The sequence below is a fragment of the Flammeovirga kamogawensis genome (genome assembly GCF_018736065.1).
GTDB lineage: Bacteria > Bacteroidota > Bacteroidia > Cytophagales > Flammeovirgaceae > Flammeovirga > Flammeovirga kamogawensis.
In genome coordinates this window covers 1153646-1169506 of the sequence record NZ_CP076128.1, presented here as the reverse complement: position 1 = coordinate 1169506, position 15861 = coordinate 1153646, and the positions used below count along the sequence as shown (strand labels likewise).

Sequence of the window (15861 nt, the reverse complement as noted above, 5' to 3'; positions counted from 1 at the left end):
AATTAAACTCAAAAAACCTCCCAAATATGCAGAATAGTTATTAGAGATGTAAATTTTAATCTATTTTTGTCACTGAAAATTTCTCTTAAGCAGAGAAGTAAATTAATGCTTATGGTCCATCTCATTTTTTAGCGAGATGGTCAGTTGTAATTATTGACGCACTTTTAACCGTTTTTTAAGATGGGTACTCCACAAGACGAAAATCCAACTAATGAGTTACAAGAATCAAATGTAACAGAAAATACAGCATCACAACTTGATGATGTAGCTGACATGGATGATGTAGCAGATTTTGGTGATGATGACGCAAAAGCAACAATCGAAGAAGAATTACAAGAAGACCAAGATTATTCTGGTCTATCTAAATCTGAATTATTAAAAGAGATTCAGAAATTAGTAGGTAATACTGACGTTGTTAAAGCAGAACGTATTTCTAAGAAGATCAAAGAATCTTTTGATCCAATAAGAATTGCAGAAGAATCAGCTGCTAAAGAGCAATTTAAAGCTGATAATGGAGATGTAGAAGGTTTTGAATATACGGATTCAGAAGTAAAAGATTTCTACGAAGCATTCCGTACAATTAGAACAGATCGTCGTCAACATTTTGAGCAAATGCAAAAAATGCGTGATGATAATTTAAAAAAGAAACGTTCTATTATCGCTCAAGTCAAAGAGTTAATTGAAAACACTGATGACATGGGGGTAATGACCAAAGTAAAAGAGCTTCAAAAAGAATGGAAAGCTACAGGAGCTGTACCACAACAATTCGCTGAAGAGATTTATAAAACTTATGGTGCGTTACTTGATCGTTTTTATGATCAAATGAGTATCGAATTCGAATTAAAAGAATTAGATAGACAGCATAATCTAAAAGCGAAACGTTCTTTAATAGAAAGAGCCGAAAAACTTATAGAAATGGAGAACATTAATGAGGCTGTTCAGCACCTTAATGCACTTCATGAAGAATTCAGAAGTATTGGTCCTGTTCCAAAAGAGGAAAAAGACAATATTTGGAATAGCTTTAAAGAAATTTCTGATAAGATATACGATATAAAAAGAAAGCATGCTGAAGAGTTTAAGCTTGTGTTAGATGCTAACATGAAGTTAAAACAAGCATTGTGCTTAAAAGTTGAACCTTTCTCTTCTTTCAATACTGACCGTATTAAAGAGTGGAATGAAGAAACTAAAAGTTTATTGGCAGTTCAGAAAGAATGGGAAGCAATTGGTCCTGTTCCAAGAGAAGTAGCCAATGGAATTAATAAGCAGTTCTGGGCAAACTTTAAGCAATTCTTTGCTAACAAAAATAAATTCTTTGAAGTTTTAGAAGCTGAAAGAGCTGTAAACTTAGAGAAGAAAAATGAGTTAGTAAAAAAGGCTGAGGAGCACAAAGAAAGTACAGATTGGAATGGATCTTCTGATGCATTGATTTCTTTACAGAAACAATGGAAAAGTATTGGACCAGTTCCTGAAAAGTTTAGAGATTCAGTATATGCTGAATTTAAAGCTGCTTGTGATGCATTCTTTGATAGAAAGCGTAACAAACGCAATGAAGATAACAAGGAGTTCTTAGAAAACTTGAAAAAGAAAGAAGAGATTTGCCTTGAGATAACAAAATTAACTGCTGATAATACGGCATTTGACCAAGCTATCATTGAAGAAAAATCTGCTGCATTCTTTGAAATTGGTTTTGTTCCAAGAAAAGAAAAAGATGCTATTGTAGATAAGTTTGTTGCTGCTGTTGAAGCATTTGTAGAAACAGCAACTGAGCTTGATGAAAAAGGTAAATTACAAGCATTAGCAGCTGTATTTAACCATATTCCTGGTGGAGGTAATAGATTCCGTAACCAAGAGCAAAATATCAGAACTAAGGTGAAAAACTTAGAAGATGATATTGCTTTATGGCAAAATAACTTAGCATTTTTTGCTAATTCTAAAACAGCAAATAAGTTGTTAGAAGAATATAATGTAAAAATTGATGATGCTAAGGTTGAAGTTGTAAAACTAAAAGATCAATTAAAAGTTATCCAATCATTAGATAACTAAAATTGTTTTTTTGATATATAAAAAGCCATCGTAGAACTATTCTATGATGGCTTTTTTTTTATGCACTACAAATTTTTGTTTTAATGTGAAATACATATATTGATATAAGAAATTAATTTGATAGTTATTTTCTTAATAATCTTAACAACTTTAGGAATCAGACCCATGTTTTGTTATTTTTATTCAGATCAAAATATTTTTATGTACTAGAGAAGTTATTGGACTTAATTTATGATATAATCTAAGTCCATATACATGTAGGTTATAACACCTCAAAGCCTTTCTACCTATTAAGGATGTACCTTAAATAAAACCGTTCGGTTATTGCCTCTAGTATTTCATTGGGAGTTATGTTAAGCTCTCGAAACAATCAATATGAGTAGAATTAGGAGTGACGAAAGAACGTTCCTTGGTTTTAAAGCGAATGGACCTGTGTCTATTACATCAATTTTAGTTATTGCTACGTTGGTAATAACAACATTGGTAGTTGGAGAACCTATGGAGGCGTGGTTTAAAGAAACTCAAAATACTGTTGCTAACAATGTAGGATGGTTATTTATCCTGTTAGTAAACTGTGTTCTTATTTATGCAATATTTCTTGGTTTTAGTAAATTTGGAAAGATAAGAATTGGTGGTAAAGATGCAGAACCAGAATTTACTACTACAGCATGGTTTTCTATGCTTTTTAGTGCTGGTATGGGTATTGGTTTATTATTTTGGAGTGTAGCAGAACCAATAAACCATTTTAAAAGTAATCCTTTTATAGCAGCTGGTGGTGATGCTGCTCAGGCTGCAGAATATGCAATGGGAATTACATTTCTACATTGGGGTGTACATGCTTGGGCTTTGTATGCTGTTGTAGGGTTAGCATTAGCTTTCTTTACTTTTAATCTAAAGTTACCACTTACTATTCGTTCAATCTTTTTTCCATTATTTGGAAATAGAATTTATGGAGTTCTAGGAGATATTATTGATACAATTTCTGTTATTGCTACTTTATTTGGATTAGCTACTTCTTTAGGATTTGGTGTTCAACAAATAAATTCAGGATTGACCTATCTGTTTAATATACCAACAAGTAATGCTGTTGAACTTACTCTAATAGTAATAATTACAGGGTTAGCAACTTTATCACTTGTTTTAGGATTAGATAAAGGAATAAGAATGTTAAGTGAGTGGAACATGCGACTTGCTTTAAGTTTAATGGTTTTAATGTTAATTATTGGGCCAACTTTATTCCTTTTAAAATCATTTGTTCAAAATGTAGGTTACTATTTCTATGAGTTTTTCGAGTTAAGTTTTTGGACAAATTCATACAAAGGAGTTGGACAAGAAAAAAATTGGCAAAATTCATGGACAGTCTTTTATTGGGCATGGTGGATTTCATGGTCTCCATTTGTAGGTATTTTTATTGCTAGAATTTCTAAAGGTAGAACAGTAAAAGAGTTTATTTTAGGTGTATTGATTATACCTGCTTTACTTACTTTTTTATGGTTGACAATATTTGGAGGTAGTGCATTATACCAAGAATTAATAGGGAATCATGCAATTACTGAAGCAGTAAATAAAAATGTTTCTACTGCAATCTATTATTTATTAGAGCAATATCCGTTTACAACGTTTGCGTCTATTTTGACAATAATTTTGGTAACTTCTTTCTTTGTTACATCATCAGATTCAGGTTCTTTTGTAGTTGATACATTGACCTCTGGAGGTAGACATGATGCACCAACTTTCCAAAAAGTATTTTGGGCGTCAATGGAAGGGTTAATTGCTGGAGTATTGTTAATAGGGGGAGGTTTAACAGCCTTACAAACCGCATCTATATTAACAGGTTTACCTTTTGCATTAATCATTATTGTAATGTGCTTTAGCTTTTATAAAGCACTAAGTGATTATTATGAAAAGGAATACCCTAAGAAAAAACCGACAAAAAAATTGTCTGAATAAATAACTTTTCAAAGCCATCAAATATTCTGTTTGATGGCTTTTCTTTTATCTAACTCCTTACATACAAAAATTCATAAGAATATGAATAAAAACTTACTTGTTTTAACTGTCATTTTATTATTCTCTCATCAATCAATCATTTTCGCACAAGACAAACCTGAAGTAGCTATTGATGGAGCTTTACGTTTTAATTATAATTATTCTAATTGGAAAGAAGGGCAACAAAAAAGAGGTGGAGATTTTGGTTACGATGTGTTTAGAATAAACCCAACAGCAGCTTATAAAGGGATTACCTTAAATGCAGAATTTAGATGGTATTCTGATGCATTTGGAGGTGCTATGCTTAAACAAGGTTGGATGGGATATAAGTTTTCAGAAAGTGACGAAATCCAACTTGGTTTAACCCAAGTACCTTTCGGTAACAAAGGGTACAACTCTCATAACTGGTTTTTTAGTATTAATTATTATGTTGGTTTAGAAGATGATCATGATATGGGTGTGAAATACATTCATGATAATGATAAATGGGATATTGCGGTAGCTTTTTTTAAAAACGCAGAAGAATTACAGTTTGGTAGTGATACGGATGTGTCAAATAGTCGATATGGATATGACATAGGATCTATTGATGAAAATGGTGATGGTACATTACAATATCGAAATAAAGAAGTAAATCAATTAAATGCACGTGTGATCAGAAAGTTTGGTGATAAGGTCAAACATCAATTAGGTATTTCTGGTATGTTTGGTGGTCTGTATAATTTAGATACTGAAGGAATGGGTAATCATTATGCTGGAGCTTTACATTATGATGTAGATTATAAACGTTGGAATCTTAAAGCACAATTATCATATTATAAAAAGTCTCCTAATGCACCAGATGGAGAAAGAACAGATGTTGTTGCCATGACTGCATATGGAGCACCTTATTTAGTTGCAGCAGAAGGAGCAACGTATACACTTGGAGTTAGTTACGACCAACCTGTAGAGTGGGGACCGATTTCTAGCTTACTTTTTTATAATGATTTTGGTATGCTTGATAAAACAGAAGAGGAGTTTTATGATTCTTATCAAAATGTTACAGGTTGTATGATTACAGCGGGTATGGTATATATTTATATGGATGCCGCATTTGGTAAAGATCAACCCTGGTTAGGACCTGTATGGAATAATGCACTAGCGTACGGAACTATGGATGCAGAATGGTTTATGAGGTTTAATATCAATTTTGGTTTTTACTTCTAAAAAGAATATTCTTTTGTCAATTAATTTAAGTCTAAAAATTATACAGACAAAAAAAGAGTTAGAAGAAACTTCTAACTCTTTTTCATAACCCAAAAACTAACTATTACTCTTAATCTTTATATCTTAAATTCAGTGTGTTACTGAATGTTTTTTCTAACTTATATATTACTTAACGCTATTCTTAGGATCTGGTTTCGTGTATATTGTGAACGAGATGTAATGTATGTAATTAAAGCTTTCTATAATTTTAAATTCTATAATTACACTAATTATTCTCTTGAGTTGCAGTTTATTTTTTTAACCTTCTTCTATAATTTTTAATAATTTTAAATCTTTAAAACCGTTTGCTAAATGATGTTAAAATGATGACTTAAGTCATTATATGTGGTAGTTTAAAAGAAGAGCTTTGAATTGTAAAAATCTAAACTAAACTCATTCATAACATGAAAAAATTAATTGGCTCATTTTTAATTTTGATTTCTATATTCTCATGCAGCAAAGAGACTGTTGATGTAGAAGGTAGTTCAATTCCATTACATACTTTTAAAGGTATTAAAGCGGGTTCTTTAAGATGTAATATCACTGTAGAATATGGAGATAAGCAACAAGTAGTAATTGATGCCGATCAAGATGTATTAGATGCTATTTCATATGAAATTTCGGATGATGAAGATGCAGTTTGGGAAATCAAGTTAGCAGAAAATATAGCAAATGACTTTTATAATAATCCATTAGAAATTAGTATTAAATCTCCTGATTTTCAAAGCTGCGATATTAGTGGTGATGTGAAGGTAAAACTAATTGATTTAATGTCATCAACAGATGAATTAGAAATTGATGTGGAAGGAAATAGTTCTTTGGATGCGTCGCATATGGGACGTTTTACTGATGAAATTGATATTTCTGTTAAGAATAGTGGTAATGTACTATTTGATGAATATACAGTGGTAAAAAATATTGATTTAGATGTTTCAGGTGCTGCAGTTGTAGAACTAAGAGGAATCGTACAAGAATATTATGTAGATCTTACAGGTTCAGGTAATGTGAATTCTGAAGAACTTATGTCTGCAAACGCAGATGTTGAAGCTTCAGGAGGATCTAGTATTAAAGTGAATTGTAGTAATGTGCTAGATGCTACCGCTTCAGGTAGTGGAGTTATTGAGTATGTGCAAAATAATACTGTTACAGTTAATAAAAATGTTTCTGGAGGAGCAGCTGTTAGACCTATTAACTAGTTATTAAGTTAGTTAAAAAGAAAAAGCCTAAGTAGATAATTCAATCTTCTACTTAGGCTTTTTTATTTTTTTTCAAGAAGAAAAATTATTCATCAATATCTTCTTCAGGGTAATCATCTAAAGATGTTATAACAGGAGGCTCATCTTCAAAAACATCAACACTTAGTCCATCTTCATGAGATAAACCTATTTTTAATTGATTGTCATTTTCGAATGCAATAATCATTTCGTCATTAGGATAGAAGTCTTCCTTAATTTTAGTCAGTTTTACTTCTGTAATTTTTTCATTAAGCACATCTGCCCAAAGATCCATTTTTACAACTCTAAAACTTTTGATGTCAATTTTCCCTTGAAACTGTTCAAGTAGTTTTTTTCGTTCTTCAATAATATCGAAAATAACTATTTTAATACCATCACTTTCTTCTCCTGCTGTAAAAGTAAGACGAGATTTATCCTCAAAGCGTAATTCTAACCAATCAAGACATTGATATTCTTCTTGTTCATTAGTATTATTACTCCAAACGTGATATACCACATCGTTTATTACTGCTCCTCTAAGAGAGAGTAGAGTTTGAATTTCTTCTTGCTTAAATTTCTGAATTTCCATAGCTATAAATTAAAAAGCTCCCATCTAAAGTAAAGATACTAGATGAGAGCTTTTTTATATGTTTTAATCTATTAATAAAAGTCTACAGTCACATTAGGCATGCTAGTTTTAAAAGCGTTTACCTTTTTAATAGATAATTTAGTCTTGTAACATTTTAACGTTTTAAGGTGATTTAACCCTACTAAAGGCTTTAAATTGTTTACACTCGTATTGTAACATTCAAATGCAATAAGATTTTTCATAATTGAGCAATACGAAATGTTTTTCACCTTAATTATTCCAGATACTTTTAATCTTTCTAGATTAGTTAGACTGTTTAAAGCATCTAATTTAGTGACCAATGTGTTAGATATATTTAACGATGTTAAACCATTTAATGCCGCTAAAGGTGTTATATCTGATACCGGAGTATTATCACATGAGAAACTAACTAGAGAAGACATTTTACTTACAGCAGATATAGTATTGATTCTAGAAAAAGAAATGTCTAATTTTTCTAATTTATAAAGTACAGTAAGTGGAGATAAATCACGAATTGATTTATGATTACTTAAGTCAATTTCAGTTATCGTATTAATCTGATGTAACTCAAATTTAGTTGGTGTATCACCTTTAACTTGAGCATCAAAAATTGTTTTCCAGTCACTATTTAATCCATTCCACCAAGCTGTTAATTTATCCGTTCTAAAGATGATAAGTGCGTTAGACTTTCTAGAGAATTGGATAATTCCTGCTTCACTACATTTAGTATTATCTGCTTCTATTGTTTTTATAGAAGTGATATTTTGTAGTGGAGTAATAGAACTTACGAGTGAATTCGAAATATCTATTTTAGTAAGTGTTGTAGACGTACTCAATGCAGAGAGATCCGATACTTTTGTACCGTTTAAATTTACCTTCCTTAGTGCTTTTAATACCCCAAGAACATCAATATTAGAAATGTTTGTTCCTTGTACATTTAATGTTGATAAATTAGGACAGTTTTTAAGAGGCTCAAGTGATGTGATACCGGTATTAGCAGCATTTAATTTTTCTAAGTTTACTAAAAAACTTAAGGGTTCTAAAGATTGGATACCATTTGATGTGTGTATATCAATCTGCTTAATATTGGCAATTTGTTGTAGTTGCTCTTTGTCTGGCGATCCAGTAAGTTGTGCAGCTTCAAGTAAAATATCTTTCCATTGTTGAGATAAGCCTTCCCACCAAGTTTGTAGCTGTTCAGAGCCATAGATAACCAAAGTAGATGGTTTTTTACGCATGAATGCTTGTGCAATACTCGTATTAATACCAGTATTATCGCAATAAACTCTTTCTAGATTTTCTAGTTTAATTAAAGCAGAAAGTTTATTGATTTGCGTATTATCTGCAGAAAGAGTCTTCAGGCTTGCTGTTGTTGATAATGGAGAAAGGTCTTCAATTGATGTATTATCAATAGTAAGTTGTTCTAATTCACTTAATCCTGATAAAGCATCTAAAGAACTTATTTTAGTATTTGATAAATCTAAAGAGCGTAATTTTTTAGCATTATTAAGTGCATCAATTACTTCAATTTGAGTATCATTAGCCCAAATAACTTTTAAATTTTCTAGATCATCTAAAGATGAAATATCACTAACAGTAGTATTAAAGCAATACAACTCTTCTAATTCAGCAAAGTTTTCAAGAATACTTAAATCTTCAATCTGAGTATCGTTGATCATCAACATCTGCATATTTGTACAATATAACAGAGGATCTAAAGAATTAATACCCGTCATTTCACAACGTAATACTTTAAGGTTTGTCAAAGTACGTATAGGAGAGAGGTCGTTAACACCTGTGCCAGAAATGTTTAAATCTTCTAGGTTACGTAATTTACTTAATGGGTTTAAGTCAACTACCTCTGGGTTGAGGGATACGTCTAACTCTGTACTTTTTAAGAAACCTTCAATGTGTTTGTAGATGTTTTCGTCTAAAGCAACAGTACTATCATTTTTGGTAATCATTACAGAATCTATTATTGATAAAACCTCATTCATAGGTATATCATTTTTTAATGTAATGTTATTGCTTGCAATATTTCTCCAAGTGTCATCTAACTTATTCCACCACAGAGCCATATCTTCTTTCTGACTTAATTTTGTTGTGTAAATAGATGCAATTTTTAATTCTTGTAATTCTTGGTCGAGGTTAATTTCAACATAACGTTCCATAGAATTTTCAATTGTATCACCCATTACAGTAATACCATTTAATTTTCTTGTCATTGTTACTGTAAAATACAAATTACCATCGTTAGTAACATTATGAGCAATATTTTCGATGATGAACTCAAATGTGGCTTGCTTAAAAAAGAAATCTACATCTTTTAGGTAAGCTTGAATATCTTTATTTGAAACTACCTGACGGTTTGGATCTAAATCGTCTTCAATTTGTGTTTTATCAGATTGAAATACTTTTAAGTAAGTCTCATTAATCATTATACCTTTTTCTTGATTGGTATAATCGTCTCCAGCAATATCATTCAACATACCTTCAAAATACATGACTAAATCTTTTGAGTCTTGTTTGTATTCCTGAAGCTTTTCTGCCGGTAATTCATTTTCTTCGTTTTGAGCAGTAACAGAAGTTGTTAGCCCTAAATAAAGAAATGAAATAAGTGTATATAGATACAAATTGCGCATCTTGATATATTTAATCTAGTTTGAATCAATTTTATAGTAGACAAAGATAACGACTATTTTTTGTGTAGCACGTATCTTCGCATGGTTTCAATATCTGTTGGCTTTAAAGGCATCAGTGAAGAAATAAGCCATCCAGAATTGTATGAATCTCGTTCAAATTTTTCTACAGTGAAGTACCAATTTTCAATTTGGAAAATATGGAATCGAACATTTGTAACTGTTACAAATTTTAAGTCACCAGTTTTTAATAAATAGAAAAGGATACTTATATAGTCAATTTCATGCCCTTTGTAGGCGTAGTCTTCAATTTCATCTTTATCACCAAAAGCTCTATGTAAATTCATAAAGTCAATTTCATGACTCATAGGGTGCAGGAAATTCTTTTTTGGATCGTTATTTTCAAATAAGCCTTGTAACTGTTTTGAATAGACATCAGAAATAGACCATTTATATCCTAAGCTATCTTGTTCTAATTGCATATATAAGGTAACATCTGTGTTTTTACCTTTATATAGAAATCTAGTAGAAACTTCAGCAAAGTAACCTCCTTGGTGTTTTTCAATATATTTAGGAGATTTTTTGTTTGTGATTTCATCAATGAAATTCTTTTTCATTTGCTTAGAGATACTAGTGTTCTCGCCATCAAAAAGAATTTCTAAATATTTTTTACGGTAATTATTTTCACGGTATTTATAAGAGCCTGTAGAATAGGGTTGACCATTGCGGTCTTCTTCGTTGTTAAAACGTTTGATAAATTGGGTAAACTGTTTGGTTTCAGCATACAGTTTAGATTCATCTCCTTTATAATTGCCTATTGTTTGTTGTGCTTGTGAAAGTGAGATTCCACAACAAAAAATTAACAGCGTAAATACTATTTTCTTCATCAAATAATAAATAAAGCTTGATTGATATGTTTACCTAAAGAGATAATATCATACCAATCAAGCTTTTATGAGTTATATAAATTAACCTTTTTTCGTTTCAGAAACTCTGATATCGCCTAAAAGGACATCCCAGAAACCAATTTCTCTACCACCAATTTGTGTTGTCTTACGCTCAACATAAATAGTGATGTCTTTTTTAGTAACGTCTTTATATACTAAACCATCTTCAGTAACACCTGTAAATTTTTGATAAATAGTGATTACACCAACATATCTACCATCAGGTTGTTTTTCTAAATCAGAAATGTACTGAATATCAAACCAATCTATATTAACAGATTTATAGTTTAATTTATTTAGTCTTTCTAAATATTTACGGATACCGAAGTATTTAATTTGTTTTTTTCCTAAAGTTGAAACACCCATTTGAGCATCTTCAACAAAAAGTTCTAAAGCTCTTTCAATTACCCTATTAGCTTCTGAAAAAGAAGTTTCTTTATCACCAATTTTACTGATGTATTTACTTAAATCGTGTACTTTTTCTAAGGCTAAAGAATCAATTGCTGCTTTTCTTGCAGGGGGCATTGGAGGTTCTTCTTTAGTAGCATCTTGTGCAAATACCTGAAGACCAATCAAACACAAAAATAAAACACTTAAATATTTTGCTGTTTTCATTATATCAATAATTTTCAGTTACTGTTAATCCTGTAATTCGTCCTTTTTTATCTACCCCCCAAATATTTTCAGGGTCTATAATTATCATATTTTCACCCATCTTACTTATTCTAAAAAAGTATTTTCGAGGCTTGTATTCATTACCTTCTATATTAGGGTTAATATAATCAACCTCAATTTTAGCAGAGTTGGTAAAGAAAGTAGAAGCATAATCAATTAACCTGCCTACCTCTACTGGAGGCGTTTTCCTATCAGACAAAGATTTAATAAGGCTATTAAGTTGTATGGCCAAATCTTCTTTTTCTGTCTGAGCATAGGCTATTACTTGACTACTAAAGTATATGAAGAAAGTTAAAAGAACGAAGAGTTTAGAGGATTTCATTAATTATCTTTTCTTAAGAATAAGTTCAGTAATCTTACCGTTACTATCTTTTTTAAATTCTTTTATTTGATCAGGATTACGTTTTACATCCTTTAAATAATCAAGGTATTTCTGAGCAGTTGTAGGCTTGTCGTAATCAACAATATCACCGTCATTATACACTTCAATTAAAACAGGAACATCTGGAGATGCAAATAAAGCTAGTGCTTCTGTAATCATTAAGTTTGCTTCTTGAGAAGATCCTGAACCTGTGATATTATCTAATAGATAATAGATGTCTCTTTTTTGAGCTTCTTGAACTTTTTCTTTCTCTGCAGCTTCTTTTGCTTTTTGCTCTTCAGCTAATTTAGCTTCTAAAGCTTCACGTTGAGTAGCAAGGTTTGCATCAACTTTTGCAACTAAATCTTGCACTTCAGCATCTGATAAATTGTAAGATTTAATCTCATTTAATCTTGCCTCATCAGCAGATAACTCCTCAAGTGAAGTGTATTCTTTTCCTACCATAGCTTGTAGGTCTGCTTGTGCTTTTTGAGTTTTTGCTAGTAATTCTTGTTGAGCTTGTTCAGCTGCTAATTTCTTTTGGCTTTTACAACCAGTGAAAGAAACTGACATCACTAAAGCCATTAGCAAGACTGTAAAAATTGATGATTTGTTCATTTTTGACGTTTAAATATATCCAATTAAAATTTTTTTCAATTTATGGTATATTCATCAAAAAAAAATGATTCTTGCAGAGAACATGGTATTATTACGACTCATTTACAAAAAAATAAGATTTACCGATAATAGTACTTTGTTTCTTTCTACAAGAACCATTTTGTTAAAAAGGAATTAAGCGAGTGCTTTAATAATATCCTTTTCTATTTTATCTGGAGTTGTTGTTGGTGCAAACCTTTCTAAAGGCTTACCATCTTTACCAATTAAAAACTTAGTAAAATTCCATTTAATGCCATTAAATAATGTTCCTGGTAAGGCATCTTTTAGATATTTAAATATAGGGTGTGCATTACTACCATTTACATCTACCTTTTGGAATAAAGGGAAAGTTACACCAAAATTTAACTCACAAGTAGATGCCATTTCTTCATTACTCAAAGGTTCTTGGTTGGCAAATTGATTACATGGGAATCCTAATATTACAAACCCTTTATCTTTATATTTTATGTATAATTCTTCTAGCCCTTTAAATTGAGGAGTTAACCCACATTGCGTTGCAGTATTAACTACTAAAATTACTTTGCCCTCAAAATCATCCATTGATACTTCGTTACCTGCAGAAGTATTAGCAGTATACGAATAGAATTGTGCGCTCATTGTATAATATACTTATAATGATGTTTTATTACTTTTAGTCAAATATGATAACATATTAATGAATAATCAATCATTTAATAGTTTAAATATTCTTTATCATGTGTATCAATTGTTTAATATATAATCTAAACATTTATTGGCAGTAGTTTGTTTAAGCATCTTTCTTAAAAAAAAATTGATTTATTAAATTCGTACTTTAGAATTACTAAATAAATAAAAATTTAAGTAGATTAGATTTATATAACTCATATAAACTGCTTTTAAGCATAAGTTATTAAGTATTTATTATGACAATACAGGAACTTCAAGAACGCTATCATTTTAATAGAGAAACTCCAATAGTAATAGGGGATAGATGTAAAATATTTTTTGGTAAACTTGATGAAGATGAAGTTATCATTATTTCTGATTTATCGCCTAGAATAATCGAAAAGGAGCCCGTTGACTCTTTTGAAGTTGGAACGACTTTCTCTTTTGAAGGAACTTCAGATAATGCAGATTCTTATGTTTACGGCTCGTCTCAGTATACTATTAGAATGTTAGAAAACTATTCTGATGATGTTCAGAATAAGGTGAAAGAAATAATGGTAGAAGTAGATGAAGATAAATTGAAACAACTTGAAAAAGAGTTGTTATATGTGCTTCGTTTACCGGAATTAGATAGAACTCAAAAGCTTTTAGATATTAAGAGTTTATATAGTCAAGGACTTTATGATGAAACTTTTAAAGCAATAGCTTACGATTATGCCGACGATTTACTTTTAGATGGAGATATGCTCTATTTATTAGGAGACATGTGTGAAAAGGGAATGGGAACATTTCAGAATAAAGAACAAGCTAGACAGTTTTTTGCACGTGCTGCAGAAGTAGGTATAACAAATGCAACCAAACGGGTTGAAATGATAGATGCTGAACTAGAGAGTAATCAGCAAGTTGTTGTAGAAAAAAATGAAGAAGTTGTAAAAGCAACACGCTTAAAAAGAAAATCTGGTCCTGTAGGAAATAAGAAAAGAGGTTTATCAAAGAAGAATCAATTGAGGTATTCTATAATAGCATCTTTATTTTTTATACTTGGTTTATTTTTCTCTTCCATCTTTTCTTTATTCACATCAGATGAGCATGAGAAACCTGAGGAAGTTGTTTCTTCACCTACAGATACTGAAATAGTAACTCCACAAGATGTAGAAAATGAAGCTGCATTTAAAAAAGTGGAATCAGCTATATTAGCTCAAATGGGACAGCTTAAGAATTATACTGAAGCTATTAAACGTTTGAAAGAAGGCATTACATTAATTGAGCAATCTCAAAGAACAATGACCCTCACGCCTAAACAAACTGCTAGGCTCGAACAATTAAACGGTTACATTATGGGGCAAATTTCTGCCTTGAATGATAATAAAAAAGATTTGTTCTGGACAAAACATTCATGTGTTTCTGGTGAAACAGTGATAAGTATTGCCAACCATTACCATGTGCCAGAGAAAAATGTTTTAGATGAAAAAGGTAAAGCACTAAATATGGATAGGATTTTAAAAAATACAGAAATTGTAAAAATTGGAATTCCAGCTTTATTTTTTAATCATAAGGTATTACCAGGAGAAAGTATTGGTACTATATCTAATAAATATGATATACAACCAGCAGATATTAGAAAACTAAATGATTTATCATCAGATATTCTTCAGCCTGGTCAGGATTTGAGAGTATATATTAGATCATAGTAAAATATAGAATCCATAAAAAAAGCATCTTAGATAATTTCTAAGATGCTTTTTTTTATGGAGAGACTTCTCAATTTATATTGCATGTCTTGCATCAAAGTTTGACACAAAAACTGATTTTCTACTTGAAATTTTAATTTTCTCGTACATACTTGATAATTTAGAACAAAGAAGTTCAGAACCTTCTACTAAAGGTAAACGAACACCTTTACCACAAATACCAGCAATTTCTAAAGCAGCTTTAACACCTACGGGATTACCTTCTTCGAACAATGCATCAGTAAAGTCTAATAATTCTGACATTTGCATTGTAGCAGCTTTAATGTCTCCGTTAAGAGCATTTGTTACAGTACTACCAAATTCTTGAGGAACAGCATTTCCAAGTACAGAAATTACACCATTACCACCAATAGAAATAATTGGAACTGTTAGTGCATCATCACCAGAGATGTATAAAAATTCATCAGGAGTATGACTAATCACACGCATTGCTTGTGTTAAATCTCCACCTGCATCTTTTACACCAAAAATATTTTTATGCTCTGATAATGTAACAATAGTATCTACTGACATATTTACAGCAGTTCTACTAGGTACATTGTACAAAAGAATTGGTAGAGGAGAAGCATCAGCAATTGCACTATAATGTGCAATAATACCTTTTTGTGAAGGCTTAACGTAGTATGGACAAACAGATAATATAGCATCAACTCCAGTTAAGTCCCATGTAGTTAATTGCTCAATGACTTCAGCAGTGTTATTGCTACCTACACCAAACATGATAGGTCTTTTAGTAGGATTATTTTCTTGAACAAACTTTAAAACTTGAAGCTTTTCGTTTTTTGTCAGCGTTGCACTTTCTGCAGTCGTACCATTTACAACCCAATAATCAACATCCTTAGTATGTTGTAGTAACCTCTTTAATGCAGGGAAATCTATTGTACCTTCTGTAGTGAATGGTGTAACTAGTGCTATGCCTTGTCCAATAAACGCTTCCATTTCTATATATCTTTATATGTTTGTGTTTTTCTACTTATTTCTAATAATACAAAAATAAGTAGAACGATTTCTATCACAAATTTACAATAAAAAGAAAACCTTTTCGTAACAAGTTGTTATATTTATAACTTGAATTAATAATA

At 30.9% G+C, this 15861-nt stretch carries 13 protein-coding genes; 5 read left to right on the top strand and 8 right to left on the bottom strand.

Annotated elements, in window-relative coordinates; genetic code table 11:
• The first annotated feature begins 180 nt into the window (after positions 1-180).
• From KM029_RS04645 to KM029_RS04630, 4 genes are all read left to right on the top strand, one after another.
• The gene (locus KM029_RS04645) at positions 181-2043 is read left to right on the top strand and encodes a DUF349 domain-containing protein (RefSeq protein WP_144075604.1); all 1863 of its coding nucleotides are present in this window, start codon (positions 181-183) and stop codon (positions 2041-2043) included.
• 375 nt (positions 2044-2418) lie between these two features.
• On the top strand, positions 2419-3993 hold the full coding sequence (locus KM029_RS04640; RefSeq protein WP_144075603.1) for a BCCT family transporter: 1575 nt from the start codon (positions 2419-2421) through the stop codon (positions 3991-3993).
• A gap of 81 nt (positions 3994-4074) precedes the next feature.
• On the top strand, positions 4075-5238 hold the full coding sequence (locus tag KM029_RS04635) for a hypothetical protein (protein WP_144075602.1): 1164 nt from the start codon (positions 4075-4077) through the stop codon (positions 5236-5238).
• Between the two features lie 443 nt (positions 5239-5681).
• Positions 5682-6473: a GIN domain-containing protein gene (locus KM029_RS04630; RefSeq protein ID WP_144075601.1), complete on the top strand. Its 792-nt coding sequence runs from the start codon at positions 5682-5684 to the stop codon at positions 6471-6473.
• Between the two features lie 85 nt (positions 6474-6558).
• Here KM029_RS04630 and KM029_RS04625 read toward each other — a convergent pair whose 3' ends face one another.
• The 7 genes from KM029_RS04625 to KM029_RS04595 all read right to left on the bottom strand — a co-directional run bounded on the left by KM029_RS04625 (position 6559) and on the right by KM029_RS04595 (position 12998).
• Positions 6559-7080 (bottom strand): hypothetical protein, encoded by a 522-nt coding sequence (locus KM029_RS04625; RefSeq protein ID WP_144075600.1) that lies wholly within the window; start codon positions 7078-7080, stop codon positions 6559-6561.
• A gap of 71 nt (positions 7081-7151) precedes the next feature.
• Positions 7152-9743, bottom strand: a complete 2592-nt coding sequence (locus tag KM029_RS04620; RefSeq protein ID WP_144075599.1) for a leucine-rich repeat domain-containing protein — start codon at positions 9741-9743, stop codon at positions 7152-7154.
• 53 nt (positions 9744-9796) lie between these two features.
• Entirely contained in the window at positions 9797-10627 is an 831-nt protein-coding gene (locus KM029_RS04615) for a hypothetical protein (protein ID WP_144075598.1), read from the bottom strand.
• An 81-nt stretch (positions 10628-10708) separates the two neighbouring features.
• Positions 10709-11302: a hypothetical protein gene (locus tag KM029_RS04610; protein ID WP_394367543.1), complete on the bottom strand. Its 594-nt coding sequence runs from the start codon at positions 11300-11302 to the stop codon at positions 10709-10711.
• Between the two features lie 4 nt (positions 11303-11306).
• Entirely contained in the window at positions 11307-11684 is a 378-nt protein-coding gene (locus tag KM029_RS04605) for a hypothetical protein (protein WP_144075597.1), read from the bottom strand.
• Positions 11685-11687: 3 nt separating this feature from the next.
• Entirely contained in the window at positions 11688-12341 is a 654-nt protein-coding gene (locus tag KM029_RS04600) for a hypothetical protein (RefSeq protein ID WP_144075596.1), read from the bottom strand.
• Between the two features lie 174 nt (positions 12342-12515).
• Positions 12516-12998, bottom strand: a complete 483-nt coding sequence (locus KM029_RS04595) for a glutathione peroxidase (RefSeq protein ID WP_144075595.1) — start codon at positions 12996-12998, stop codon at positions 12516-12518.
• A 287-nt stretch (positions 12999-13285) separates the two neighbouring features.
• On the opposite strand from KM029_RS04595, the gene KM029_RS04590 reads away from it, so the two are divergent.
• The gene (locus KM029_RS04590) at positions 13286-14719 is read left to right on the top strand and encodes a LysM peptidoglycan-binding domain-containing protein (protein WP_144075594.1); all 1434 of its coding nucleotides are present in this window, start codon (positions 13286-13288) and stop codon (positions 14717-14719) included.
• A 75-nt stretch (positions 14720-14794) separates the two neighbouring features.
• Here KM029_RS04590 and dapA read toward each other — a convergent pair whose 3' ends face one another.
• Entirely contained in the window at positions 14795-15718 is a 924-nt protein-coding gene (gene dapA, locus KM029_RS04585; RefSeq protein ID WP_144075593.1) for a 4-hydroxy-tetrahydrodipicolinate synthase, read from the bottom strand.
• Positions 15719-15861 lie beyond the last annotated feature (143 nt).

Coding starts and splice junctions, on each gene's coding strand:
- KM029_RS04645 (WP_144075604.1), top strand. CDS start 181: ATGGGTACTCCACAAGACGAAAATCCAACTAATGAGTTACAAGAATCA.
- KM029_RS04640 (WP_144075603.1), top strand. CDS start 2,419: ATGAGTAGAATTAGGAGTGACGAAAGAACGTTCCTTGGTTTTAAAGCG.
- KM029_RS04635 (WP_144075602.1), top strand. CDS start 4,075: ATGAATAAAAACTTACTTGTTTTAACTGTCATTTTATTATTCTCTCAT.
- KM029_RS04630 (WP_144075601.1), top strand. CDS start 5,682: ATGAAAAAATTAATTGGCTCATTTTTAATTTTGATTTCTATATTCTCA.
- KM029_RS04625 (WP_144075600.1), bottom strand. CDS start 7,080: ATGGAAATTCAGAAATTTAAGCAAGAAGAAATTCAAACTCTACTCTCT.
- KM029_RS04620 (WP_144075599.1), bottom strand. CDS start 9,743: ATGCGCAATTTGTATCTATATACACTTATTTCATTTCTTTATTTAGGG.
- KM029_RS04615 (WP_144075598.1), bottom strand. CDS start 10,627: ATGAAGAAAATAGTATTTACGCTGTTAATTTTTTGTTGTGGAATCTCA.
- KM029_RS04610 (WP_394367543.1), bottom strand. CDS start 11,302: ATGAAAACAGCAAAATATTTAAGTGTTTTATTTTTGTGTTTGATTGGT.
- KM029_RS04605 (WP_144075597.1), bottom strand. CDS start 11,684: ATGAAATCCTCTAAACTCTTCGTTCTTTTAACTTTCTTCATATACTTT.
- KM029_RS04600 (WP_144075596.1), bottom strand. CDS start 12,341: ATGAACAAATCATCAATTTTTACAGTCTTGCTAATGGCTTTAGTGATG.
- KM029_RS04595 (WP_144075595.1), bottom strand. CDS start 12,998: ATGAGCGCACAATTCTATTCGTATACTGCTAATACTTCTGCAGGTAAC.
- KM029_RS04590 (WP_144075594.1), top strand. CDS start 13,286: ATGACAATACAGGAACTTCAAGAACGCTATCATTTTAATAGAGAAACT.
- dapA (WP_144075593.1), bottom strand. CDS start 15,718: ATGGAAGCGTTTATTGGACAAGGCATAGCACTAGTTACACCATTCACT.